This is a genomic window from Streptococcus sp. ZY19097, assembly GCF_040731245.1.
Taxonomy (GTDB): domain Bacteria; phylum Bacillota; class Bacilli; order Lactobacillales; family Streptococcaceae; genus Streptococcus; species Streptococcus orisratti.
In genome coordinates, this window is record NZ_CP160400.1 from 294,919 (window position 1) to 314,520 (window position 19,602).

At 39.7% G+C, this 19,602-nt stretch carries 19 protein-coding genes and 3 pseudogenes; 19 read left to right on the forward strand and 3 right to left on the reverse strand.

The window, feature by feature from the left end:
• Positions 1 to 78 precede the first annotated feature (78 nt).
• Positions 79 to 1,428: a glucose-6-phosphate isomerase gene (locus tag ABZ559_RS01430; protein ID WP_018376984.1), complete on the forward strand. Its 1,350-nt coding sequence runs from the start codon at positions 79 to 81 to the stop codon at positions 1,426 to 1,428.
• A gap of 463 nt (positions 1,429 to 1,891) precedes the next feature.
• Positions 1,892 to 2,322: pseudogene (locus tag ABZ559_RS01435) on the forward strand (class I SAM-dependent methyltransferase); the annotation flags it as partial.
• Between the two features lie 176 nt (positions 2,323 to 2,498).
• Here the strand turns inward: ABZ559_RS01435 and ABZ559_RS01440 are convergent.
• Positions 2,499 to 3,701 carry an IS110 family transposase gene (locus ABZ559_RS01440; protein WP_367007018.1) on the reverse strand — a complete coding sequence of 401 codons (1,203 nt, stop codon included), beginning with the start codon at positions 3,699 to 3,701 and terminating at the stop codon, positions 2,499 to 2,501.
• Between the two features lie 209 nt (positions 3,702 to 3,910).
• On the opposite strand from ABZ559_RS01440, the pseudogene ABZ559_RS01445 reads away from it, so the two are divergent.
• The 7 genes and pseudogenes from ABZ559_RS01445 to rbfA form a co-directional block, all read left to right on the forward strand.
• A pseudogene (locus ABZ559_RS01445) lies at positions 3,911 to 4,288 on the forward strand (class I SAM-dependent methyltransferase); the annotation flags it as partial.
• 253 nt (positions 4,289 to 4,541) lie between these two features.
• A complete protein-coding gene (gene rimP, locus ABZ559_RS01450; protein ID WP_337957580.1) occupies positions 4,542 to 5,036 on the forward strand; it encodes a ribosome maturation factor RimP in 495 nt (164 codons plus the stop codon).
• A 48-nt stretch (positions 5,037 to 5,084) separates the two neighbouring features.
• Positions 5,085 to 6,278 (forward strand): transcription termination factor NusA, encoded by a 1,194-nt coding sequence (nusA, locus tag ABZ559_RS01455; protein WP_367007020.1) that lies wholly within the window; start codon positions 5,085 to 5,087, stop codon positions 6,276 to 6,278.
• A 26-nt stretch (positions 6,279 to 6,304) separates the two neighbouring features.
• Positions 6,305 to 6,601 (forward strand): YlxR family protein, encoded by a 297-nt coding sequence (locus ABZ559_RS01460; RefSeq protein WP_367007022.1) that lies wholly within the window; start codon positions 6,305 to 6,307, stop codon positions 6,599 to 6,601.
• Positions 6,594 to 6,896: a YlxQ-related RNA-binding protein gene (locus ABZ559_RS01465; protein ID WP_367007023.1), complete on the forward strand. Its 303-nt coding sequence runs from the start codon at positions 6,594 to 6,596 to the stop codon at positions 6,894 to 6,896. Before ABZ559_RS01460 ends, ABZ559_RS01465 begins: the two co-directional genes overlap by 8 nt.
• 19 nt (positions 6,897 to 6,915) lie before the next feature.
• Positions 6,916 to 9,792 (forward strand): translation initiation factor IF-2, encoded by a 2,877-nt coding sequence (infB, locus tag ABZ559_RS01470; protein ID WP_277291381.1) that lies wholly within the window; start codon positions 6,916 to 6,918, stop codon positions 9,790 to 9,792.
• A 482-nt stretch (positions 9,793 to 10,274) separates the two neighbouring features.
• Positions 10,275 to 10,625: a 30S ribosome-binding factor RbfA gene (gene rbfA / locus ABZ559_RS01475; protein ID WP_018376978.1), complete on the forward strand. Its 351-nt coding sequence runs from the start codon at positions 10,275 to 10,277 to the stop codon at positions 10,623 to 10,625.
• Between the two features lie 393 nt (positions 10,626 to 11,018).
• Here rbfA and ABZ559_RS01480 read toward each other — a convergent pair.
• Together ABZ559_RS01480 and ABZ559_RS01485 are read right to left on the reverse strand one after the other, a co-directional pair.
• Positions 11,019 to 11,815 (reverse strand): annotated as a pseudogene (locus tag ABZ559_RS01480) (alpha/beta hydrolase).
• 58 nt (positions 11,816 to 11,873) lie between these two features.
• Positions 11,874 to 13,073 (reverse strand): hypothetical protein, encoded by a 1,200-nt coding sequence (locus tag ABZ559_RS01485; RefSeq protein WP_367007024.1) that lies wholly within the window; start codon positions 13,071 to 13,073, stop codon positions 11,874 to 11,876.
• Positions 13,074 to 13,314: 241 nt separating this feature from the next.
• Between ABZ559_RS01485 and ABZ559_RS01490 the strand changes: the two genes are divergently transcribed.
• From ABZ559_RS01490 to rsmA, 10 genes are all read left to right on the forward strand, one after another.
• Positions 13,315 to 13,869, forward strand: a complete 555-nt coding sequence (locus ABZ559_RS01490) for a nucleotidyltransferase family protein (RefSeq protein ID WP_018376974.1) — start codon at positions 13,315 to 13,317, stop codon at positions 13,867 to 13,869.
• On the forward strand, positions 13,866 to 14,414 hold the full coding sequence (locus tag ABZ559_RS01495; protein WP_367007026.1) for a hypothetical protein: 549 nt from the start codon (positions 13,866 to 13,868) through the stop codon (positions 14,412 to 14,414). Before ABZ559_RS01490 ends, ABZ559_RS01495 begins: the two co-directional genes overlap by 4 nt.
• A 236-nt stretch (positions 14,415 to 14,650) precedes the next feature.
• The gene (locus tag ABZ559_RS01500) at positions 14,651 to 15,424 is read left to right on the forward strand and encodes a TatD family hydrolase (RefSeq protein ID WP_277291495.1); all 774 of its coding nucleotides are present in this window, start codon (positions 14,651 to 14,653) and stop codon (positions 15,422 to 15,424) included.
• Complete coding sequence (gene rnmV, locus ABZ559_RS01505) at positions 15,396 to 15,983, forward strand: ribonuclease M5 (RefSeq protein WP_367007607.1); 588 nt, start codon at positions 15,396 to 15,398, stop codon at positions 15,981 to 15,983. The genes ABZ559_RS01500 and rnmV overlap by 29 nt, the downstream gene beginning before the upstream one ends.
• A 91-nt stretch (positions 15,984 to 16,074) precedes the next feature.
• Positions 16,075 to 16,362 (forward strand): toxin-antitoxin system antitoxin subunit, encoded by a 288-nt coding sequence (locus ABZ559_RS01510; protein WP_277291677.1) that lies wholly within the window; start codon positions 16,075 to 16,077, stop codon positions 16,360 to 16,362.
• The gene (locus ABZ559_RS01515; protein ID WP_277291676.1) at positions 16,352 to 16,681 is read left to right on the forward strand and encodes a type II toxin-antitoxin system RelE/ParE family toxin; all 330 of its coding nucleotides are present in this window, start codon (positions 16,352 to 16,354) and stop codon (positions 16,679 to 16,681) included. The genes ABZ559_RS01510 and ABZ559_RS01515 overlap by 11 nt, the downstream gene beginning before the upstream one ends.
• A gap of 15 nt (positions 16,682 to 16,696) precedes the next feature.
• Entirely contained in the window at positions 16,697 to 17,314 is a 618-nt protein-coding gene (locus tag ABZ559_RS01520) for a DJ-1/PfpI family protein (RefSeq protein WP_277291675.1), read from the forward strand.
• Between the two features lie 9 nt (positions 17,315 to 17,323).
• A complete protein-coding gene (locus ABZ559_RS01525; protein WP_367007028.1) occupies positions 17,324 to 17,857 on the forward strand; it encodes a DUF1697 domain-containing protein in 534 nt (177 codons plus the stop codon).
• Between the two features lie 11 nt (positions 17,858 to 17,868).
• Positions 17,869 to 18,498: a hypothetical protein gene (locus ABZ559_RS01530; RefSeq protein WP_338092347.1), complete on the forward strand. Its 630-nt coding sequence runs from the start codon at positions 17,869 to 17,871 to the stop codon at positions 18,496 to 18,498.
• A 12-nt stretch (positions 18,499 to 18,510) separates the two neighbouring features.
• Positions 18,511 to 19,386 (forward strand): 16S rRNA (adenine(1518)-N(6)/adenine(1519)-N(6))-dimethyltransferase RsmA, encoded by an 876-nt coding sequence (gene rsmA / locus ABZ559_RS01535; RefSeq protein ID WP_367007030.1) that lies wholly within the window; start codon positions 18,511 to 18,513, stop codon positions 19,384 to 19,386.
• Positions 19,387 to 19,602: the final 216 nt, after the last annotated feature.

Sequence of the window (19,602 nt, forward strand, 5' to 3'; positions counted from 1 at the left end):
TTATCTCAAAATCATTGAAAAAAAGCTGATAAAAGGGTATCATAAAAGGGATAGAATTTATGGAGGATATAAAACTCAATGACACATATTAAATTTGATTATTCTAAAGTATTGGGTGAATTTGTAGGTCAACATGAGATTGATTACTTACAAGGACAAGTGACAGAAGCTGATAAATTACTTCGTGAGGGAACTGGACCTGGTTCTGATTTCTTGGGATGGCTTGAACTTCCTGAAAATTATGACAAAGAAGAGTTTGCACGTATTCAAAAAGCGGCTGCAAAGATCCAGTCTGATAGTGAAGTTCTTGTTGTTATCGGTATTGGTGGTTCTTACCTTGGTGCTCGTGCAGCTATTGATTTCTTGAACAATCACTTTGCAAATCTGCAATCAGCAGACAAGCGTAAAGCACCTCAAATCCTTTATGCAGGTAACTCAATTTCATCAACTTACCTTGCTGACCTTGTTGATTATGTGCAAGACAAAGAATTCTCAGTAAACGTGATTTCTAAATCAGGAACAACAACTGAGCCAGCCATTGCTTTCCGCGTGTTTAAAGAACTTTTGGTTAAAAAATATGGCCAAGAAGAAGCAAATAAACGTATCTATGCAACAACTGATAAAGTTAAAGGGGCTGTTAAAGTTGAAGCTGACGCTAATGGTTGGGATACTTTTGTTGTGCCAGATAACGTAGGTGGACGTTTTTCAGTACTTACTGCAGTAGGTCTTCTTCCAATTGCAGCATCTGGTGCTGATATTACAAAATTGATGGAAGGTGCAAACTCTGCCCGCAAGGAGTTGACTTCAGATAAAATTTCCGAAAATATTGCTTACCAATATGCTGCGGTTCGTAATGTTCTTTACCGTAAAGGTTACATAACTGAAATTTTAGCTAACTATGAACCATCACTTCAATATTTCGGTGAATGGTGGAAACAATTGGCGGGTGAGTCAGAAGGAAAAGACCAAAAAGGTATCTATCCAACTTCTGCTAACTTCTCAACAGATCTCCATTCTCTTGGTCAATTTATCCAAGAAGGATACCGTAATCTTTTCGAAACAGTTGTACGTGTTGAAAAGCCGCGTAAAAATGTGATTATTCCTGAACTTGCTGAAGATCTTGACGGACTTGGTTACCTTCAAGGAAAAGACGTTGACTTTGTTAACAAAAAAGCAACAGACGGTGTGCTTCTAGCACATACAGATGGTGGTGTTCCAAACATGTTTGTAACCCTTCCAGAGCAAGATGAATTTACGCTAGGTTATGTTATCTACTTCTTTGAATTAGCAATTGGTTTATCAGGCTATCTCAATGCTGTTAATCCATTTGACCAACCAGGTGTGGAAGCCTATAAACGTAATATGTTTGCTCTTCTTGGCAAACCAGGTTACGAAGAACTTTCAGCAGAGTTGAATGCACGTCTGTAATAAAATGTAAGGGGCTGGAGTAGACAGCCTCTTCTTTTACTTTTCGAAATTAACCCCAGACCTTGTTGACTTAATGTGATGAGTAAGAGACTTAAAGCGTACTAGCTGAAAACGAAAATAGCAAGGTTCTAGCTACACATTGTCGATATGAGCAATTTTCGGCTATCTCCTAGATGATTGAAGATAGCCTATTACTTTTATATTATTCCCTATAAAGGCTCTGGTCGAATCAAGCATATTATAAAAATACAGTAGTGGAAAACAAATTTTCAATTGATATCTTTGATTAAAAAAGTCAGATTATCTCCCTCCTGTGGCTAAGCCTATGGTTTATCTTGGCTGGATTTTAGGAGAGATGAAAAAAGGATGTGATATTTATATTACATTAGAGAAATTGGATAGTATATTTGCTATCAAGTATATGTAATAAAATGAATCGCTAATAGAATAGAGGAAATATGAAATGAGCAATAAAGTAATTGAACAATATCAAAAACATAATAATCTCGATATTCGAGTAGAATTACATAAGAGGTATTCGAAAAATAAATTTGGGTTTAATAATTGGATATTTTCTAATTACCAAATCACTGAAGACATAAAGGTTCTAGAATTAGGCTGTGGTACGGGTGAATTGTGGAAAAATCAGCTTGATGTTATCGACAAAATGGAACAGTTGATTGTCACTGATTTTTCTAGTGATATGGTAGAAAAACAAAGTCTGTAATTGGTAATAGAGATAATGTTGAGTATAAAATAATGGATATCCAAAATATCTCTTTTGAGAATGAAACTTTTGATATTGTTATTGCTAATATGTTGTTGCATCATGTTGATGATATTGATAAAGCTCTTGATGAAGTGAATAGAGTATTAAAAAAAGGAGGCATTTTTCTACCATTTGTCAAGTCTATCAAGGTTTTAGAGAAAAAATAATTTTCATACAGTCATCAAAATAGGGAAGTGACCTTACTTTACACTAAAGATTTACATAAAAAGTGTATACAAAATCAACACCTTATTTTGTGATTTTTGAAATAAGGTGTTACAATAATATGGCATAAACAGTTTTACCGATTTTGGGTTAAAGTGTAATCGTAAAGTTTGTTATGCATAATGAGGTAATACATTGTCCGGATGAGACGATGTATGGAGGCAATCGTGTGTGGCTTGGTTGAAGTCGTTTGCGATTGCCTTTTTCGTTTCTCATAAAAGTCTGCAATATGGCAAGGATTGGTGTGACTAGCTGAAGCGATATTGTGAATGCATTTGAACAGAATCTTTCTAGCGTAGGGGTTGCCACGCTTGGTAATGTGTTCCTTAGCGATGAAGTTTCCAGATTCATAGTGTCTCAGGTCAATACCGATAAAGGCATTGATTTGATTGGCAGACTGAAAACGGCGAATATCTCCCAGTTCACCAATAATACTTGTTGCAGTCGTCTCAGCGATACCAGGAATAGAAAGCAGAATGTCATACTCTGGTAAAGGTTGAGCTAGTTCCACCATTTCGTCTAAGATTGCTTGTCTCTGTTCAGAAAGTCTAAGCAATTCTTTTGCATAGTAACGGACCTCTTCCATGATTGGAGAGGTTTTCTTGACGGCACAATAAGATTGATTAGCTAGTGCTGTCAGCTTCTCTGCTAAGTAGGCCACACGCTCGTCAGAAATCCGTTTTGAAGTGGACAGACGGATGCTCTTTGAGAGTTCATCCTTGCTTAACTCAAGCACGAAGTCCTTGCAAGGAAACGCAGTAACTAAGTTCCAGTATTGTTCCCCAGTTGGTGTTGACAAGATAGTTTCCAATTCAGGAAAAGTGACCTGTAAGACCTTGTGCAGACGGTTTTTAGCTCGAACGATGTCCTCAGTTAAGTTCTGATAGAACCGACTTGAATCTCGCAGATCTTGATAGACTTCTTCTTGGACATAGGTCGGTTTACGATTCAATACAAACTGAGACTGAGCCAGTTTTTCGGCGTCAATTTGATCTGTTTTTCGCACACGCAAGCTATCCAGTTGCTTCTTGGCTTCTAAGGGATTGAGCCGTGTGTAAGCGTAGCCATGTTCATCCAGAAAAGCTTGAAGACGACGAGAATAGACGCCTGTTGCTTCAAAGATGATTTCTGGCTTGTGGACGGTTTTCAAATCGCCAAGTAGCCGAGCAAAGCCAATGGCATCATTGGGCATGGTATAGCCATGAACCTTCTCGCCGTTGACTAGAATGGCCACTTCTGAACTTACTTTACTCACATCAATCCCAAAAACTGCACGCATGATATTACCTCTTTGTCTTGAATGATTCCTTGTTTTAGAGATGTCATTTTCAATACTCGACGTCTAGCGTCCCACATACTTTGATAACATTCTTCCTAAAACAGGTGTCTTGCCAGTTTTTATTGCGACGTCTAGCGTCAAAAGAAGCATCGACTTAACAAGACACCTCTACTTTATCATAAAGAAAAAGTAGTGAGTACTTTCTCCCGTCGGAGATTTCTTCACTACTAATCTTAGTATGTTTTTATTGTGCTACATTTGGTGAAAATGGAGTTGTCGATTATTTGGCAAGTTTATTTAAAAATGAGATAAATCAAGAGTTGGAAAATAAGACTTTTACTTTGCAAAATGGAAAGAATTATTTGATTAGATATTTTAATAATGTCGAAAAATTAATCTATGATGATGAGCTACAGGTAACAAATATTGATGATCTCGTTCAATACATTCAATCACTGAGAGGAATTTCAGAAATAGGTTCCTTAGACGAAACAATAATCCGTAAAAGATTGGAAATGAAATTTAATAATAGTATGTTAGTCATACCTAAAGAATATGGTATGTTTATTGCCCGAAAAGAAAATTAACTTATTTATACTATGCAAATATTCCTAAAAAATAACGTAAAAATTATTATTACACAAAAATATTTGCCTAAGAAAAGTTAACTTGATTATCTTTTTATGAAAACAAACAGAATTCTTGCATTCTGATAAATTTATGTTATAATAATGGTAAATAATACAAGAAAGGGGCGGAGAAGTATCTTCGCCTCTTGTGTGTATTTTATTTAATGACTTGGCAAGAGCATCAAGGGAGAGGTTGATATTGTTGCTGAAGTTGAAGGAGGGGAGAATCATCGCAAAAAATAATATCATTGACATTGTCACAGAGGTGGTAGCACCAGTGATTGAAGAACCATTTGAGTTGGTTGATGTTGAGTATGAAAAATTGGGTGGAGACTATGTTCTAAGTATTTTAGTGGATAAGCCTGAGGGGATTACTGTAGAAGATACTGTTGTTCTCACAGAACTTATCAGTCCATTGCTAGATACCATCAAGCCTGATCCATTTCCTGAACAGTATATGCTGGAAGTTTCAAGTCCAGGATTAGAGCGCCCTTTAAAAACAAAGGAAGCTTTAGAGAATGCTGTAGGCTCTTATATTAACGTGAGTCTTTATAAGGCTATTGATAAAGTGAAAATTTTTGAAGGTGATTTGAAATCATTTGATGGGAAGACTTTGGCGATTGATTACTTGGATAAGACGCGTCACAAAACAGTCCATATTCCCTATGAAACAGTGGCTAAAGCCCGTATGGCAGTTAAGCTATAAGTTAAGAATTAAATTTTAGGAAAGGAATTGTCCCTAGGACACAACACTATGAGCAAAGAAATGCTAGAAGCCTTCCGTATTTTGGAAGAAGAAAAACACATTAATAAAGACGACATCATTGATGCCGTAAAAGAATCACTAAAATCAGCTTATAAACGTCGCTATGGTCAATCTGAGTCTTGTGCCATTGAGTTCAATGAAAAGACAGGTGATTTTCAAGTTTTCACTGTACGTGAGGTTGTCGAAGAAGTTTTTGATAGCCGCTTGGAAATTAGCCTATCAGATGCCTTGAAAATCAGCTCCGCCTACGAACTTGGTGATAAAATTCGCTTTGAAGAGTCTGTGAGAGAGTTTGGTCGAGTTGCTGCGCAGTCTGCCAAGCAAACTATCATGGAAAAAATGCGTCGTCAAATGCGCGAAGTCACTTATAATGAGTACAAACAACATGAGGGTGAAATCATGACTGGTACGGTAGAACGTTTTGACCAACGTTTTATCTACGTTAACCTTGGTTCTTTAGAAGCGCAGCTTTCTCACCAAGACCAAATTCCTGGTGAAACGTGGAAATCTCATGACCGTATTGAAGTTTATGTGTACAAGGTTGAAAATAATCCTAAAGGGGTCAATGTCTTCGTTAGCCGTAGCCATCCAGAATTTATCAAACGTATCATGGAACAAGAAATTCCAGAAGTTTTCGATGGCACAGTGGAAATCATGAGTGTGTCTCGTGAAGCTGGTGATCGGACCAAGGTTGCTGTACGTTCTCACAATCCAAATGTTGATGCTATCGGTACTATCGTTGGACGCGGTGGTTCAAATATCAAGAAAGTTATTAGCAAATTCCATCCAAAACGATATGATGCTAAAGCTGGTGTTGAAGTACCTGTCGAAGAAAACATTGATGTTATTCAATGGGTAGAAGATCCAGCAGAGTATATCTATAATGCTATTGCTCCTGCAGAAGTTGATATGGTTCTCTTCGATGATGAAGATAGCAGAAGAGCAACCGTTGTTGTTCCTGATAGCAAATTGTCGCTGGCTATTGGACGTCGTGGACAAAATGTTCGTTTGGCGGCTCACTTAACTGGCTACCGTATTGACATCAAGTCTGCTTCTGAGTACGAGGCACTTGAAGCAGAGCGCGAAGCAGTCAAGGCTATTTCACCGGCAGAAGTAGAAGAATCTGTAGTTGATGCTGACTTAGCAGCGGCAGCCGAAGCTTTTGGTACAGAAGCTGAATAATAAAATTAGAAGAAAAGAGGTGTTTCATGGCTAAAACACGTAAAATACCTTTAAGGAAATCAGTTGTTTCGGGAGAAGTGATTGATAAGCGCGACCTTCTTCGTATAGTTAAAAATAAAGAAGGGGAAATTTTCATTGACCCGACTGGCAAGAAAAATGGCCGTGGTGCCTACATTAAGTTGGACAACGATGAAGCTCTTCAGGCAAAGAAAAAGAAAGTATTCGATCGCAGTTTTTCAATGGATGTTCCAGAGGAATTTTATGATGAATTGATTGCTTATGTGGATCACAAAGTTAAAAGAAGAGAGTTAGGTCTTGATTAACCGTGAGAAATTGTCAAATCTAATTGGTCTAGCACAAAGGGCAGGAAAAGTAATCTCTGGTGAAGAATTAGTTATCAAAACTATTCAATCTAGAAAAGCACAACTTATTTTTCTAGCTCATGATGCTGGACCGAATTTGACCAAGAAAATAACTGATAAAAGTAAATATTACAAAGTAGAAGTCTCCACAGTGTTTGATACGCTGGAATTAAGTGCTGCATTAGGGAAACCGCGTAAGGTTATTGCCATTGCAGACACTGGATTTTCAAAGAAAATGAGGACTCTTATGGAATAAACGAATAGGAGGACATCAATTGTCAAAGAAAAGATTACACGAAATTGCTAAAGAAATTGGAAAAACAAGCAAGGAAGTTGTTGAACATGCTCAAGCTCTAGGCCTTCCTGTAAAAAGCCATTCCTCTAGTGTGGAAGAATCTGATGCCAAACGAATTGCGGAAAGTTTTGTAACGCAAAAGATTGAAAAAGCTGTGCCTGCTGAGGTTGAAAAGCCTGTAGAAGCACTTAAGGTAAAAGTTGAACCAGTAACTAAAACTACTGCGCCTGTAGAAGTGACAGCACAACCAGTTACGACTTCACAGCCAACATCGGATGCCAAGCCAAAGCCGCAAAGCCGAAATTTTAAGGCGGAGCGCGAAGCAAAAGCCAAAGCAGAAGCAGAACGCCGTGCTCAAGGAAATAATCGCAACAATGAGCGTAGCACTAAGCGTCAAAATGATCGTCGCAATGAGCATAATCAAAATCGTCAGGATAAGCGTAATCAGAATAATCGCTTGAACGACCGTCAGGGAACTAGTCGCGACCGACAAGTACAAGGACAAAATCGGAACAACGAACGTCGCGATAACCGTCAAAATGACCGCCGCGATGCCCGCAATCAAAATCGACCTCAGCAACCAGCTGCACCGCGGATTGATTTTAAGGCACGTGCAGCAGCATTGAAGGCGGAGCAAAATGCGGAATACTCACGTAACAGTGAGGCACGTTTCCGTGAACAAGAAGAAGCCAAGCAACGTGCAGCTCGTGAAGCAGAAGCAGCCAAACAAGCTGCTCTTAAGGCTCAGGAAGCGGAACGTCAAGCTAAATTAGAAGCGCAAGCTAAGGCTGAAGTTGCTAAGAAGGCAGAGTCTAAGAAGAACACTGTTGTTGTTAAAGCTGCGCCAGCCCCTATTCAAGAGGCATCTAAGGCGCAAGATAATCGTCGTAAAAAGGCCCATTCGGATAAATCACGTGATTTTAAACATGAAAATGAAGATGGTCCTAAACAAACAAAAAATAAGAAAAATTGGAATAGTCAAAACCAAGTGAGAAATCAAAAGAATAGTAACTGGAATAACAGCAAGAAAAATAAAAAAGGTAAAAATAATCGCCAAGATAGTGCCAAACCCGTCACAGAACGTAAGTTCCATGAATTACCAAAAGAATTTGAATATACCGAAGGTATGACGGTGGCTGAAATCGCAAAACGTATCAAACGCGAACCAGCTGAAATTGTAAAAAAACTCTTCATGATGGGTGTTATGGCAACACAAAACCAATCGCTTGACGGAGATACCATTGAACTACTTATGGTGGACTATGGTATTGAAGCCAAGAAAAAAGTTGAAGTTGATAATGCTGATATTGAACGTTTCTTCGTTGATGAAGACTACCTTAATCCTGAAAATATGGTTGAGCGTGCACCGGTTGTAACAATCATGGGACACGTTGACCACGGGAAAACAACCCTTTTGGATACTTTGCGCAATTCGCGTGTAGCAACAGGTGAAGCTGGTGGAATCACTCAGCACATTGGAGCTTATCAAATCATTGAAAATGGTAAGAAGATTACCTTCCTTGACACACCAGGTCACGCGGCCTTTACCTCAATGCGTGCACGTGGTGCTTCAATCACCGATATTACTATCTTGATTGTTGCTGCTGATGACGGTGTCATGCCACAAACGATTGAAGCCATCAATCACTCAAAAGCGGCTGGAGTACCAATCATCGTTGCTATCAACAAGATTGATAAACCAGGTGCTAACCCAGAACGTGTTATCGGTGAATTAGCAGAGCACGGTATCATTTCAACTGCTTGGGGCGGTGACTGTGAGTTTGTTGAAATCTCAGCAAAATTCGGTCAAAACATTGAAGAATTACTTGAAACAGTTCTTTTAGTAGCTGAAATGGAAGAACTTAAAGCTGATCCAACTGTCCGTGCCATTGGTACTGTTATTGAAGCTCGCCTTGATAAAGGTAAAGGTGCAGTGGCAACCCTCCTTGTTCAACAAGGTACCCTTCATGTGCAAGATCCAATTGTTGTCGGAAATACTTTTGGACGTGTTCGTGCTATGGCTAATGACCTCGGTCGTCGCGTGAAATTTGCAGAGCCTTCAACGCCAGTATCTATCACAGGACTGAACGAAGCGCCTATGGCAGGCGACCATTTCGCTGTTTATGAAGACGAAAAAGCTGCTCGTGCAGCTGGTGAAGAACGTGCGAAACGTGCACTCATGAAACAACGTCAAGCTACTCAACGTGTTTCTCTTGAAAATCTTTTTGATACCCTCAAAGCAGGTGAAGTTAAATCTGTCAACGTCATCATCAAAGCCGACGTTCAAGGTTCTGTTGAAGCACTTGCTGCATCACTTCTCAAAATTGATGTTGAAGGTGTAAAAGTTACCGTTGTCCACTCAGCAGTTGGTGCTATCAATGAATCGGACATCACACTTGCGGAAGCTTCGAATGCCGTTGTTATTGGTTTTAACGTCCGTCCTACACCACAGGCACGGACACAAGCAGAAACTGATGGCGTGGAAATTCGTCTCCACTCAATTATCTACAAAGTCATTGAAGAAGTTGAAGATGCCATGAAAGGCATGCTTGATCCAGAATTCGAAGAAAAAATCATTGGTGAAGCTATCATCCGTGAAACTTTCAAGGTATCCAAGGTCGGAACTATTGGTGGATTTATGGTTATCAATGGTAAAATTACGCGGGATTCAAACGCTCGAGTTATCCGTGATGGTGTGGTTATCTTTGATGGTAAACTTGCAAGTTTGAAACACTATAAAGATGATGTTAAGGAAGTCGGAAACGCTCAAGAAGGTGGTCTCATGATTGAAAACTTCAATGATCTTAAAGTTGACGATACTATTGAAGCTTACATCATGGAGGAAATCAAGAGATGATCAAGAAAGGTTCTTAACTCTATTCTTTGTTAATTTTGCTTTGTGTAACACAAGTTATGCTTGCGGATTATTTTCTCGATTAGAGTTACTTACTTCCTTTATCGAAAAGCAATAAAAGCTAGGTCATCTGGCCTAGCTTTTATTAAAAAGGTAGAAAATGGTTGCAGATTACTGATAGTGTCCGTTTTACAAAGCGTTAGGTAATAACATTCTGTGAGATGCTGGTTGTGTCAAAAGAATATAGTCTTTGAAAATCATATTCAACTTTATTGGCTTAACCTGAAACTTCAGTAGAGATTTACAGCCTGCTACGCACAAATAAAAAGTAACAGCGCTTCTAGCTGGATATTGATGATATGAACGTTACTCTCTTCATTTCCGACTTTTCAAAGTCTTTCTGTAGGCTGTTTAAGCTAATCTGATCTTGGTTTTCACTGAGTGTACTTATCAAAACTAAAAACAAATTAAAGAAAGGAAAAACTATGGCTAATCATCGTATTGATCGTGTTGGAATGGAAATTAAACGCGAAGTCAATGAGATTTTGCAGAAAAAAGTACGTGATCCGCGTGTGCAAGGTGTAACCATCACTGATGTACAAATGTTGGGAGACCTCTCAATGGCGAAGGTGTATTACACTATTCATTCAGATTTGGCATCAGAGAGTCAAAAAGCTCAGCTTGGTCTGGAAAAGGCAACAGGAACTATCAAACGTGAACTGGGTAAGAATTTGACCATGTATAAGATTCCTGATTTGACTTTTATCAAGGACGAATCGATTGAATATGGGAATAAAATTGACCAGATGCTTCGCGATTTGGAAAATAGAAAATAAAAAAGGGAACGAGAAAGTACTCCAAAGTAAGGGGAGCTTTCTCGTTCCTATTATTTTTATACTCTTCAAAAATCAAGTTTCATACTCAATGAAAATCAAAAGTAGCCTAGGAAACGAAGCCGACGATAGAACTTGAGTTCATCAAGGCAAGTTGACAACGGATAATTTTGATTTTCGAAGAGTATCAGCTATGCTAGATGAAAAAATAGCAGTGTTCAATTGGTATATGGCTGATATGAACCTTGTCCGCCTTATTTCTGATTATTCAATGTTTTTCAGGACTGTTGAGGCTAATCCGATTGTTCATGGAGTATTCGTTAACTAAGGACCCAGTATGCAACAGAATGGTTGTGACAAGGAAGACTTGACGTTCATTAGAATTTTAATGCATAGTTATTTAGAAGTGTTATTGGGTGTGGGCTTTTGCCCTTTTCCTGTTTGAAGGACGTATTGAGCGATATATTGAAGTACTTGAGTGTTGGTTGGTAAATCTGAATGCTCTGAGGTTGATCCTGTCACCGTAAAGAAAGTGTATTGTTTGACTTGATTTTGATAGATGTACTTACCAGCTTCAACACTTGTGATAGCGACGAGATAGTCACTATTGTAACTGTTACTTCCTGAGATATTATAGACGGTAAGGTCTTTTGGAATATTGCTCTTGTCATCAATCAAGTCTGTCAACATCTGGGTGTGATTGTTCATGTCGGTTACTGTTAGGTATAGGGAGAACCAATGGTCATCAAGGTATTGATTTGGAAGTTGGTATCTGGCCAATAATCTTCTAAAAAGAAGGACCAGACTAAACCACCATTGGAGTGACCAACAGCATTAAATCGGCGAAATCGGTATTTCGTTTGAATCTCAGAGAGTGCTGTATTGAGCCATCCAGCCTGACGTTTAATATTAGCATAGGAATCCGAATTGTCTTCAAAGGCAATAACGATGTAAGGATTATGCTCTCTTGATGAAATCGCTCCTGAGTAGGATAATGTGCCCTTTTTAGATACGGTAATTTTCAAAACTGAATGAGAGTAGCCCATAGAAGCTAATTTTTGAAAAGTGCCATTAAAACGTTCTTGTGTCGCACTAGAACCTGGGACAAATATAGTGGGTTCCATTTGCGAGGTGTAGAGGCGAGTGTTGGTTTTGTAGAAATTATTCATATAGCGCTGCCCTAAGAGTAACATGATGAGCAAGATAAATCCCGTAAGAAGGTAGGGCCATTTGTTGAACAGAGCCTTTAAATCAAGCTTTTTCACTGATGACGTCCTCCTTGTATAATTTTTTGACAAATGGGTAATAGATGGTCGTTGATACAGCAATGACTAGTGGTATTAAAATGAGATATCCTAAGCACGCATTGGAAGCGAGGTAAGCAAAAAGGATATGAGGTGTTCCAGTCGGTACTGTGTACAGGGACGGAAAGACAACTTTGCTATAAATGGCCAAAACCCCGATAGCAATACTAACCAGTGTCGAAAGTAGCATGGGAATAAGCAAGATAGGATTCAGGAGAGTTGGATAAGCCATGAGAAAAGGCAGAGGCTGATTAAAGAGCATGGCAATAACTGACAATGTGTATCGAGCACCTAGTCTTTTACCCTGCTTTTTATGGAAGATATAAATAGAGAGTGCCAAGCCAAAGAGGAAACCCACTCCACCAATAATGGCAAAACTATTTTGTAATGTGTAAAGGGTAAAAGGATAAGGGACTTTTTGCTTACTAAGGACAGCAGTCATGTTGGTTGTTGCGCTGTCTAAATCAGCTGTCGGATTAGACAAGAACTCTGGAATGGGGATTCCTAAAAAGACGCAGACAGGTCCGACCAATGACCAAGCAGCAACGCTGTAATAATGAACAGGTTCCCATGAGACAGCCAAACTCCAAAGTCCTTGCAGATTTGTCAAAATATCACGGAAAGTGAATTTATTAGCCAGAAGCTGCGTCCCATAAATCCCGCCAATAAAAGTAATCCAGTCCATATAAGGTATCTTACTAAAGAAGCGCCGTCCAAGCTTCACAAGAGCTACAATCAAAACACTCGTCCCGATCAATAACATCCAAGCGGGATATGTATATTCTTTTTGTCCCATACCCAGATGTATCGTGCTGTACATGAGCCATGTAAAAAGAAAGGAAAAAATGGTAGGTAAGGGTCGGCTCTTACTGCTTCCGAGGTAGTCGCATACGATGAGAGTGACAAATAAAGAGTACAAGAGACAGAGTATGACGGATGACAAGTCAGATATCAGATGATCTAGCCACCACATCTTTTCGAACCAATCAATTCCCAAGGTCACGGGGAAAAAACTATTAGGTTTTAAGAATAAAGCCACGATGATTTGTAAGAAGGCATGGACCACCGCGAGTGGAAATAAGTCTGAGAGATGTTTATAGATGTGAACACGTAAGGAAATCAAGCGTGGTTTAAAGTTTCTAATCATAAAATTTCCTTTTTCTTTTCATTATATCATAAGCGTAAGCTGCATTGAAGGGGAAGCTAACCACCGAATAAATGGGGTATGCCATTTTATAAATTGACTAATCAGGCCTGTAACTGTCGGTCATGCGGCACTGTTTTTATGCTATAATGAAACATGAAGGCTTGAAGCCACTGTGCGCTTTATTGTCACTTACTTTGGGGAAGTACTGGTGGATTTACAAAAATTTTGAGGAGAATACTTGATGGAAATACGTAAACTTTTTGAGAGCGATCCAGAACTCATGCTTCTATTCAGAATCATAGCAGAGCTGAATTTGCAAGATTGTTGGCTGGCAGCAGGCACCTTGCGTAACTATGTCTGGAATATCCTGACGAACCGTTCGGGATTGGAGGAAGCCAGTGATTTAGATGTGGTTTTCTATGATCCCCGCATTTCTTATGACGAAACACTGGCGTTACAAGCTGACCTCAACCGCCGCTATCCCGCCTACCAGTGGGAAGTGAAAAATCAAGTCTACATGCACAGCCATAATCCTAATACTCAACCCTATCAGTCAGCCACAGACGCTATTGCTAAGTATCCCGAGCGCTGTACAGCCATTGCTGCGCGCTTGAATGAACAAGGACACTTGGACCTTTTTCTTCCTTATGGTACAGCTGACATTGAGCAATTCATCGTGCAACCCACTCCGCATTTTGCAGCTGACCCAGCCCGCATGAAGGTTTATCGTGACCGCATGGCTAAAAAAGACTGGACCAGTAAGTGGCCGCAATTGAGAGTGGAGGGTATAGCATGAGGAAGTATCTGATAAATGTTCCAGGAACGGGTTATACAACAAAGGAAACTTTGTTTCAAAAATTGATAGCCATGTTTGTCAAACACGGTTATCAGTCGCTAGAGATTGATTTTTCAATGATCGATTTTAAGGTCCTTGCATCGGTTGAAGAAAGTATCAGTACAGCCCAAGCAGAACTGACCAGGCAATTATTGGACTTGCAATTGGCACAGGACGACGATATTGTTTTTTTATCGAAAAGTTTGGGAACGGCCTGTTCAGTAAATTGGTGTCTGGAAAACCATTTTAAGGCTAACCATATTTTTTTAACACCTATTAGACCAACTTTGGAAAAGATACCCAACCTACAATCAGTCCTTGCAATGGTTGTAGGTAGTAAAGACCAGACTATACCTTTTGAAGAGGTTTTAAGCGTAGGCAAGGCTTACGACATTCCCACTTTATTGATTGAAGGTGTTCCTCATCATTTAACATCAGAACATCTAACTGAGACAGAAAAAATCAATCACCAGATTGAAGCATTTGTCAGAGAGGTTGTGGTATAATGGGTCTAAGAATCTCAATTTGTAAAAGACAATATTTGGAAGAATATTTTAAAGAACATACTTATTCTTAAAAAATCGGGAAATTTGTGAAGAATCTCTAGGAACTTTACTTGTGAATACAGGTTCCAACCCTAACCCATGAAAACACAGGGAAAATATAACCATTGAAATTCAAAAATCCCATAATATAGCCTATTTGAATACCGTTTGGAAAGGCGAGGAACTAGAAAAAAGAAATGATAAACATTTTTGATACCCATACACACCTAAACGTAGAAAATTTTACAGAAACTGTCGCAGATGAACTAGCCTTAGCTAAGGAGATGGGCGTGACTGCTCACAATGTGGTTGGTTTTGACCATGCCACGATTGAGCGTGCTCTTGAGTTAGCAGATAGCTATCCTGAGATTTATTTGACACTGGGTTGGCATCCGACAGAGGCGGGCTCCTATAGTGATGAGGTAGAGGCTTACCTTCGTGAGAAACTTCAGCATGATAAAGTGATTGCCCTTGGTGAGATTGGCTTGGACTACTACTGGATGGAGGATCCAAAAGAGGTTCAGGCGGAGGTTTTTAAGCGCCAAATGGCTCTGGCAAAGGAGCTAGATTTACCCTTTGTGGTTCACACCCGCGATGCTCTCGAAGACACCTACCAAGTCATCAAAGAGGCTGGCGTTGGGCCTCGTGGCGGTATTATGCACTCTTATTCAGGGTCTTTGGAAATGGCAGAGCGCTTCATCGAGCTTGGGATGATGATTTCATTTTCAGGTGTGGTGACCTTTAAGAAAGCCTTAGATGTCCAAGAGGCTGCACAACATTTGCCATTAGACAAGATTTTGGTGGAAACAGATGCTCCTTACCTTGCCCCTGTTCCTAAACGTGGCCGTGAAAATAAAACGGCTTATACACGCTATGTTGTTGAAAAGATAGCCGAGCTTCGAGGTTTAACGGTTGAGGAAGTGGCGCGTGCCACAACAGAGAATGCAAAGAGGTTATTTGGTCTTGACTGAAAAAATTAAAATCCAAGAAGTGATTGTGGTTGAGGGCAAAGACGATACCGCAAACTTGAAACGCTTTTATGAGGTGGATACTTATGAAACCAGAGGCTCTGCCATTGATGAGGATGATCTAGAGCGGATTGAGCGTCTCCATGATTTGCGTGGGGTCATTGTCTTTACTGACCCAGACTACAATGGCGAGCGCATCCGAAAAATCATCATGCAGGCTATTCCTACGGTCAAGCACGCCTTTTTACAGCGAGACGAAGCAGCTCCAAAGTCTAAAACCAAAGGCAGATCATTGGGAGTAGAGCATGCTAGTTTTGAGGACTTGGAAAAAGCTCTCTCCAGTGTCCGTGGTTACTATGATGACGACAATCAGTTTGACATCACCAAGTCAGACCTCATGCGTCTAGGACTCCTCATGGGATGTGAAAGCCGAAAGCGCAGAGAGTATCTAGGAGAACACTTGCGCATCGGCTATTGCAACGGTAAGCAGTTGCTCAAACGATTGGAGTTGTTTGGGATTAACCTGGCGGAAGTTGAGGAAGTGATGGGGAAATATGAATAAAGCGGGAACTGTCAGCTGGTTTCTGCTTTTTTGAAAATTGCCAGCAATGTCTATTTGTGTTACAATATAGAAAACTAGGAGGTAAACTAGATTGATAACTATAAATAAAGATGCCCAAGTGAATTTCAAAACTGATTCCAGACTTTTAGAAAAAGCCAAGGAAGTATTTGCTATGAACCAGCTGGATTTGACTGCTGGATTTAATCTCTTCTTGCAAAACATTGCTGTAAAAAATGAGTTGCCCATTCTGACAGAAGAAGAGTTGGAAAGAGAAGAGGTGTTTTTACAGCTTCAGAAGGAAATTCAGGAAAACCAGCAGGCAATTGAGGCAGGTCAAGGGATTAGTCTAGAAAGTGTCAAAGAGAAGTATGGAATTTGAGTCTTATTCGGTGATACTTGCTCCTGCAGTGGAGCAGGAATTGGCAGAGATTTACGCCTATTTTTCAGAACATTTCTCTGAAGAAACTGCCAAAAGACGAATTAGCATGATTGTCGAAGCTTTGGAGGGTTTACAAATTTTCCCTGAACGTGGCTTTAATGCCGATAACCGTTTTGGCAAGCAGATAGACCCGCCTTATCTGACCCGAGGTTACGTTATTGGAAAAGATTACATTGCCCTTTATCGCGTAGTAGAAAATGAAGTTCGAATTGGTCACCTTTTTGCGACCAAGAGTGACTATGTGAAGTTGTTGAAGTGAGGGGGAATATGAATTATGAAAAAGATATACATGTATATTCAAGATACAATGGCGGATTGGGAACATGGTTATTTGATGCAGGCATTGACTTTACAAGCTCTTTTACCTGAGAAGAAAGTTTTATTTCAGACAGTAGGTAAAACTTTAAGTCCTGTTGTAACCGCATCAGGTATAAAAATTGTACCGGATATAATGCTAGATGACATGGATTTAGAAAATGTAGGAGCTCTGATCTTAGTTGGTGGCGATACTTGGCTTGGAGGAGAGAATGCGGAAATTTTAGATATTGCAACTTCCCTATTGGAACGAGATACACTTGTTGCAGCAATTTGTGGGGTGACATTGGGGCTGGCAGATCGCGGTGAGTTAAATGAGCGCTTTCATACGAGTAATGCTCCTTTTTATCCAGAAATGACTTCTAATTATACTGGTCAAAAGTATTATAGAGATGATGTGGCTGTTGGTGATGGAAATCTTATCACAGCAAGTTCTGCCGGCTCTATGCTTTGGGCAAAACTTATTGTTGAGAAATTAAATTTGTATTCTAGTGAAACACTTGAAGCTTGGTATGATTATTTCTCTACAGGGGATATTTCAGCCTATGCTAGACTGATGTCTTCGTTATCAGAGTAGGTATCTATAATGAAAAAAGTTGCTCTTTTACGGGGTGTTACCCCTGTTGGAAAGAATAAAATTCCTAAGATGTCTTACTTGGTAGAAATATTGACAGAAGTGGGTTTAACTTCTGTTCAAACCTATATCCAGAGCGGCAATATCATTTGTGAAACAGACTTGCCAGATGATAAACTCAGTCAGCTTATTCATCAAACGATTAAAGAGAAAATTGGTGCAGAATTAGCTGTTATCATTACAAATCAGTTAGAATTGGCACAAGCTATTGCTGAAAATCCTTTTGGAGAAGATTATGATAGTTCTCGTATCCATTTGGTTTTTACTAATAATAAGATAAATAGAGAAAAACTAAACGAATTATTGCATCAAGACTTTGGTGATGAGAAGTTGTGTCAGAGAAGTCAATGCTTATACCTATATCTCCCAAGAGGTGCCCAAAAGAAAAAACTAAATACTAATTTTTTAGAAAAACGTCTGGGGATGACAGCCACTATGAGAAAGTTAAGTGTTATTTCACGATTGAGTGAGATGAAGAATCGATAAGGGTAAAATAAATGAGTAAAATAGATCAAGCATGGGAACTCCTTTTTGAAGGGAAGGTTGAAGAAGCGAAGTTGTTAGTTGAGGAAGGCCACCAAGTAGATACTTGTATGGACTTATCGGCTCTCAATCTATTTGCTTATCTTTATATTGAAGAAAATAACTTTGAAGATGCTTTACTAGCCTGCCAACGCTATATTCAATTAGCTAGAGAGGAACAGAATACTGAACAAGAACATATCGGTCTGCACCAACTTGCCATGGTCTATCGGAGTCAAGGTAACTTTAAGAAGGCTTTGGAGTTAATCGAGGAAGAGGCTAAGTTGCTAGCAACTGATTTTTCAGAAGACAAATTGAAATGGTCGGTTAATGACTATGAACAAGGCTATTTACGATTGCAACTAGGAGAGCTAGACTCTGCTCTGCATTTTATGAAACGAAGTTTAGAGAATGCTTTGATGACAGATGACCTCATTGCTCGGGCTTGTGCTTATCGAGGCTTGGGTGAAATCTATGCTACAAGCAGAATAACTGATTTGGCTGAACAAGTATTTACACAATCCATTACTGCTTTTGAAGAAGCAAATGATGATATTGGGGTGGAAGAGGTTAGAGCATTGATGATAAGTTATCACATTAATTAGAAAGAAAAATAAATGAGAATCGCAGACAAAAACGTTACGCGTGCCGTCCTTGAGCGCCACGGGTTTACCTTTAAGAAATCTTTCGGTCAAAACTTTTTGACCGATACCAATATTTTACAGAAGATTGTGGACACGGCAGAGATTGACCAGAATGTCAATGTTATCGAGATTGGGCCTGGAATTGGAGCCTTAACGGAGTTTTTGGCAGAAAATGCTGCCGAGGTCATGGCCTTTGAGGTTGACGACCGCCTGATTCCGATTTTGGCGGACACCTTGGGTCGTTTTGACAATGTAAAAGTGATTAACGAGGATATTCTCAAATCGGATTTGCAGACGCGTATCAAGGAATTTGCCAATCCTGACTTACCGATCAAGGTTGTAGCCAACCTTCCTTACTACATCACCACCCCTATCCTTATGCACTTGATTGAAAGCAAGATTCCCTTCAGCGAGTTTGTTGTCATGATGCAGCGTGAGGTAGCTGACCGCATTTCTGCCGAGCCAAACACCAAGGCTTATGGGAGCTTGTCTATTGCCGTTCAGTACTACATGACAGCCAAGGTGGCCTTCATCGTGCCTCGCACGGTCTTTGTGCCAGCGCCAAACGTGGATTCCGCGATTTTAAAAATGACACGCCTTGATACCCCTGCGGTAGCGGTGCAAGATGAGGACTTCTTCTTCAAGGTTGCTAAAGCCAGCTTTGTTCATCGTCGTAAGACTCTCTGGAACAATCTGACCAGCCACTTTGGCAAGACAGAAGAGATAAAAATTAAGTTGGAGCAAGCTTTGCAAACTGCAGACATCAAACCTTCTATTCGTGGCGAGGCTTTGTCCATCGCAGACTTTGCCAGATTAGCAGATTCATTGAAAACAGTTGGCTTGAAATGATATAAGAACTTGTATTCACAAGTAAAGTGCTTTTATTAAGAGGTAGTTTTTCGCTAATCAAGTCAGTTTTTTGAGGGAATACTGACTGTATTTTGAGAAAAACTAACGATGAGTAGAATAGAAACTAGCTGTCCTTAGCTGGAAGTTCTGAACGGGGAATACAGGTTCTAAGGTAGGATTACTTGAGTAATTAGCTCTGCTATTTACAAATGAAAA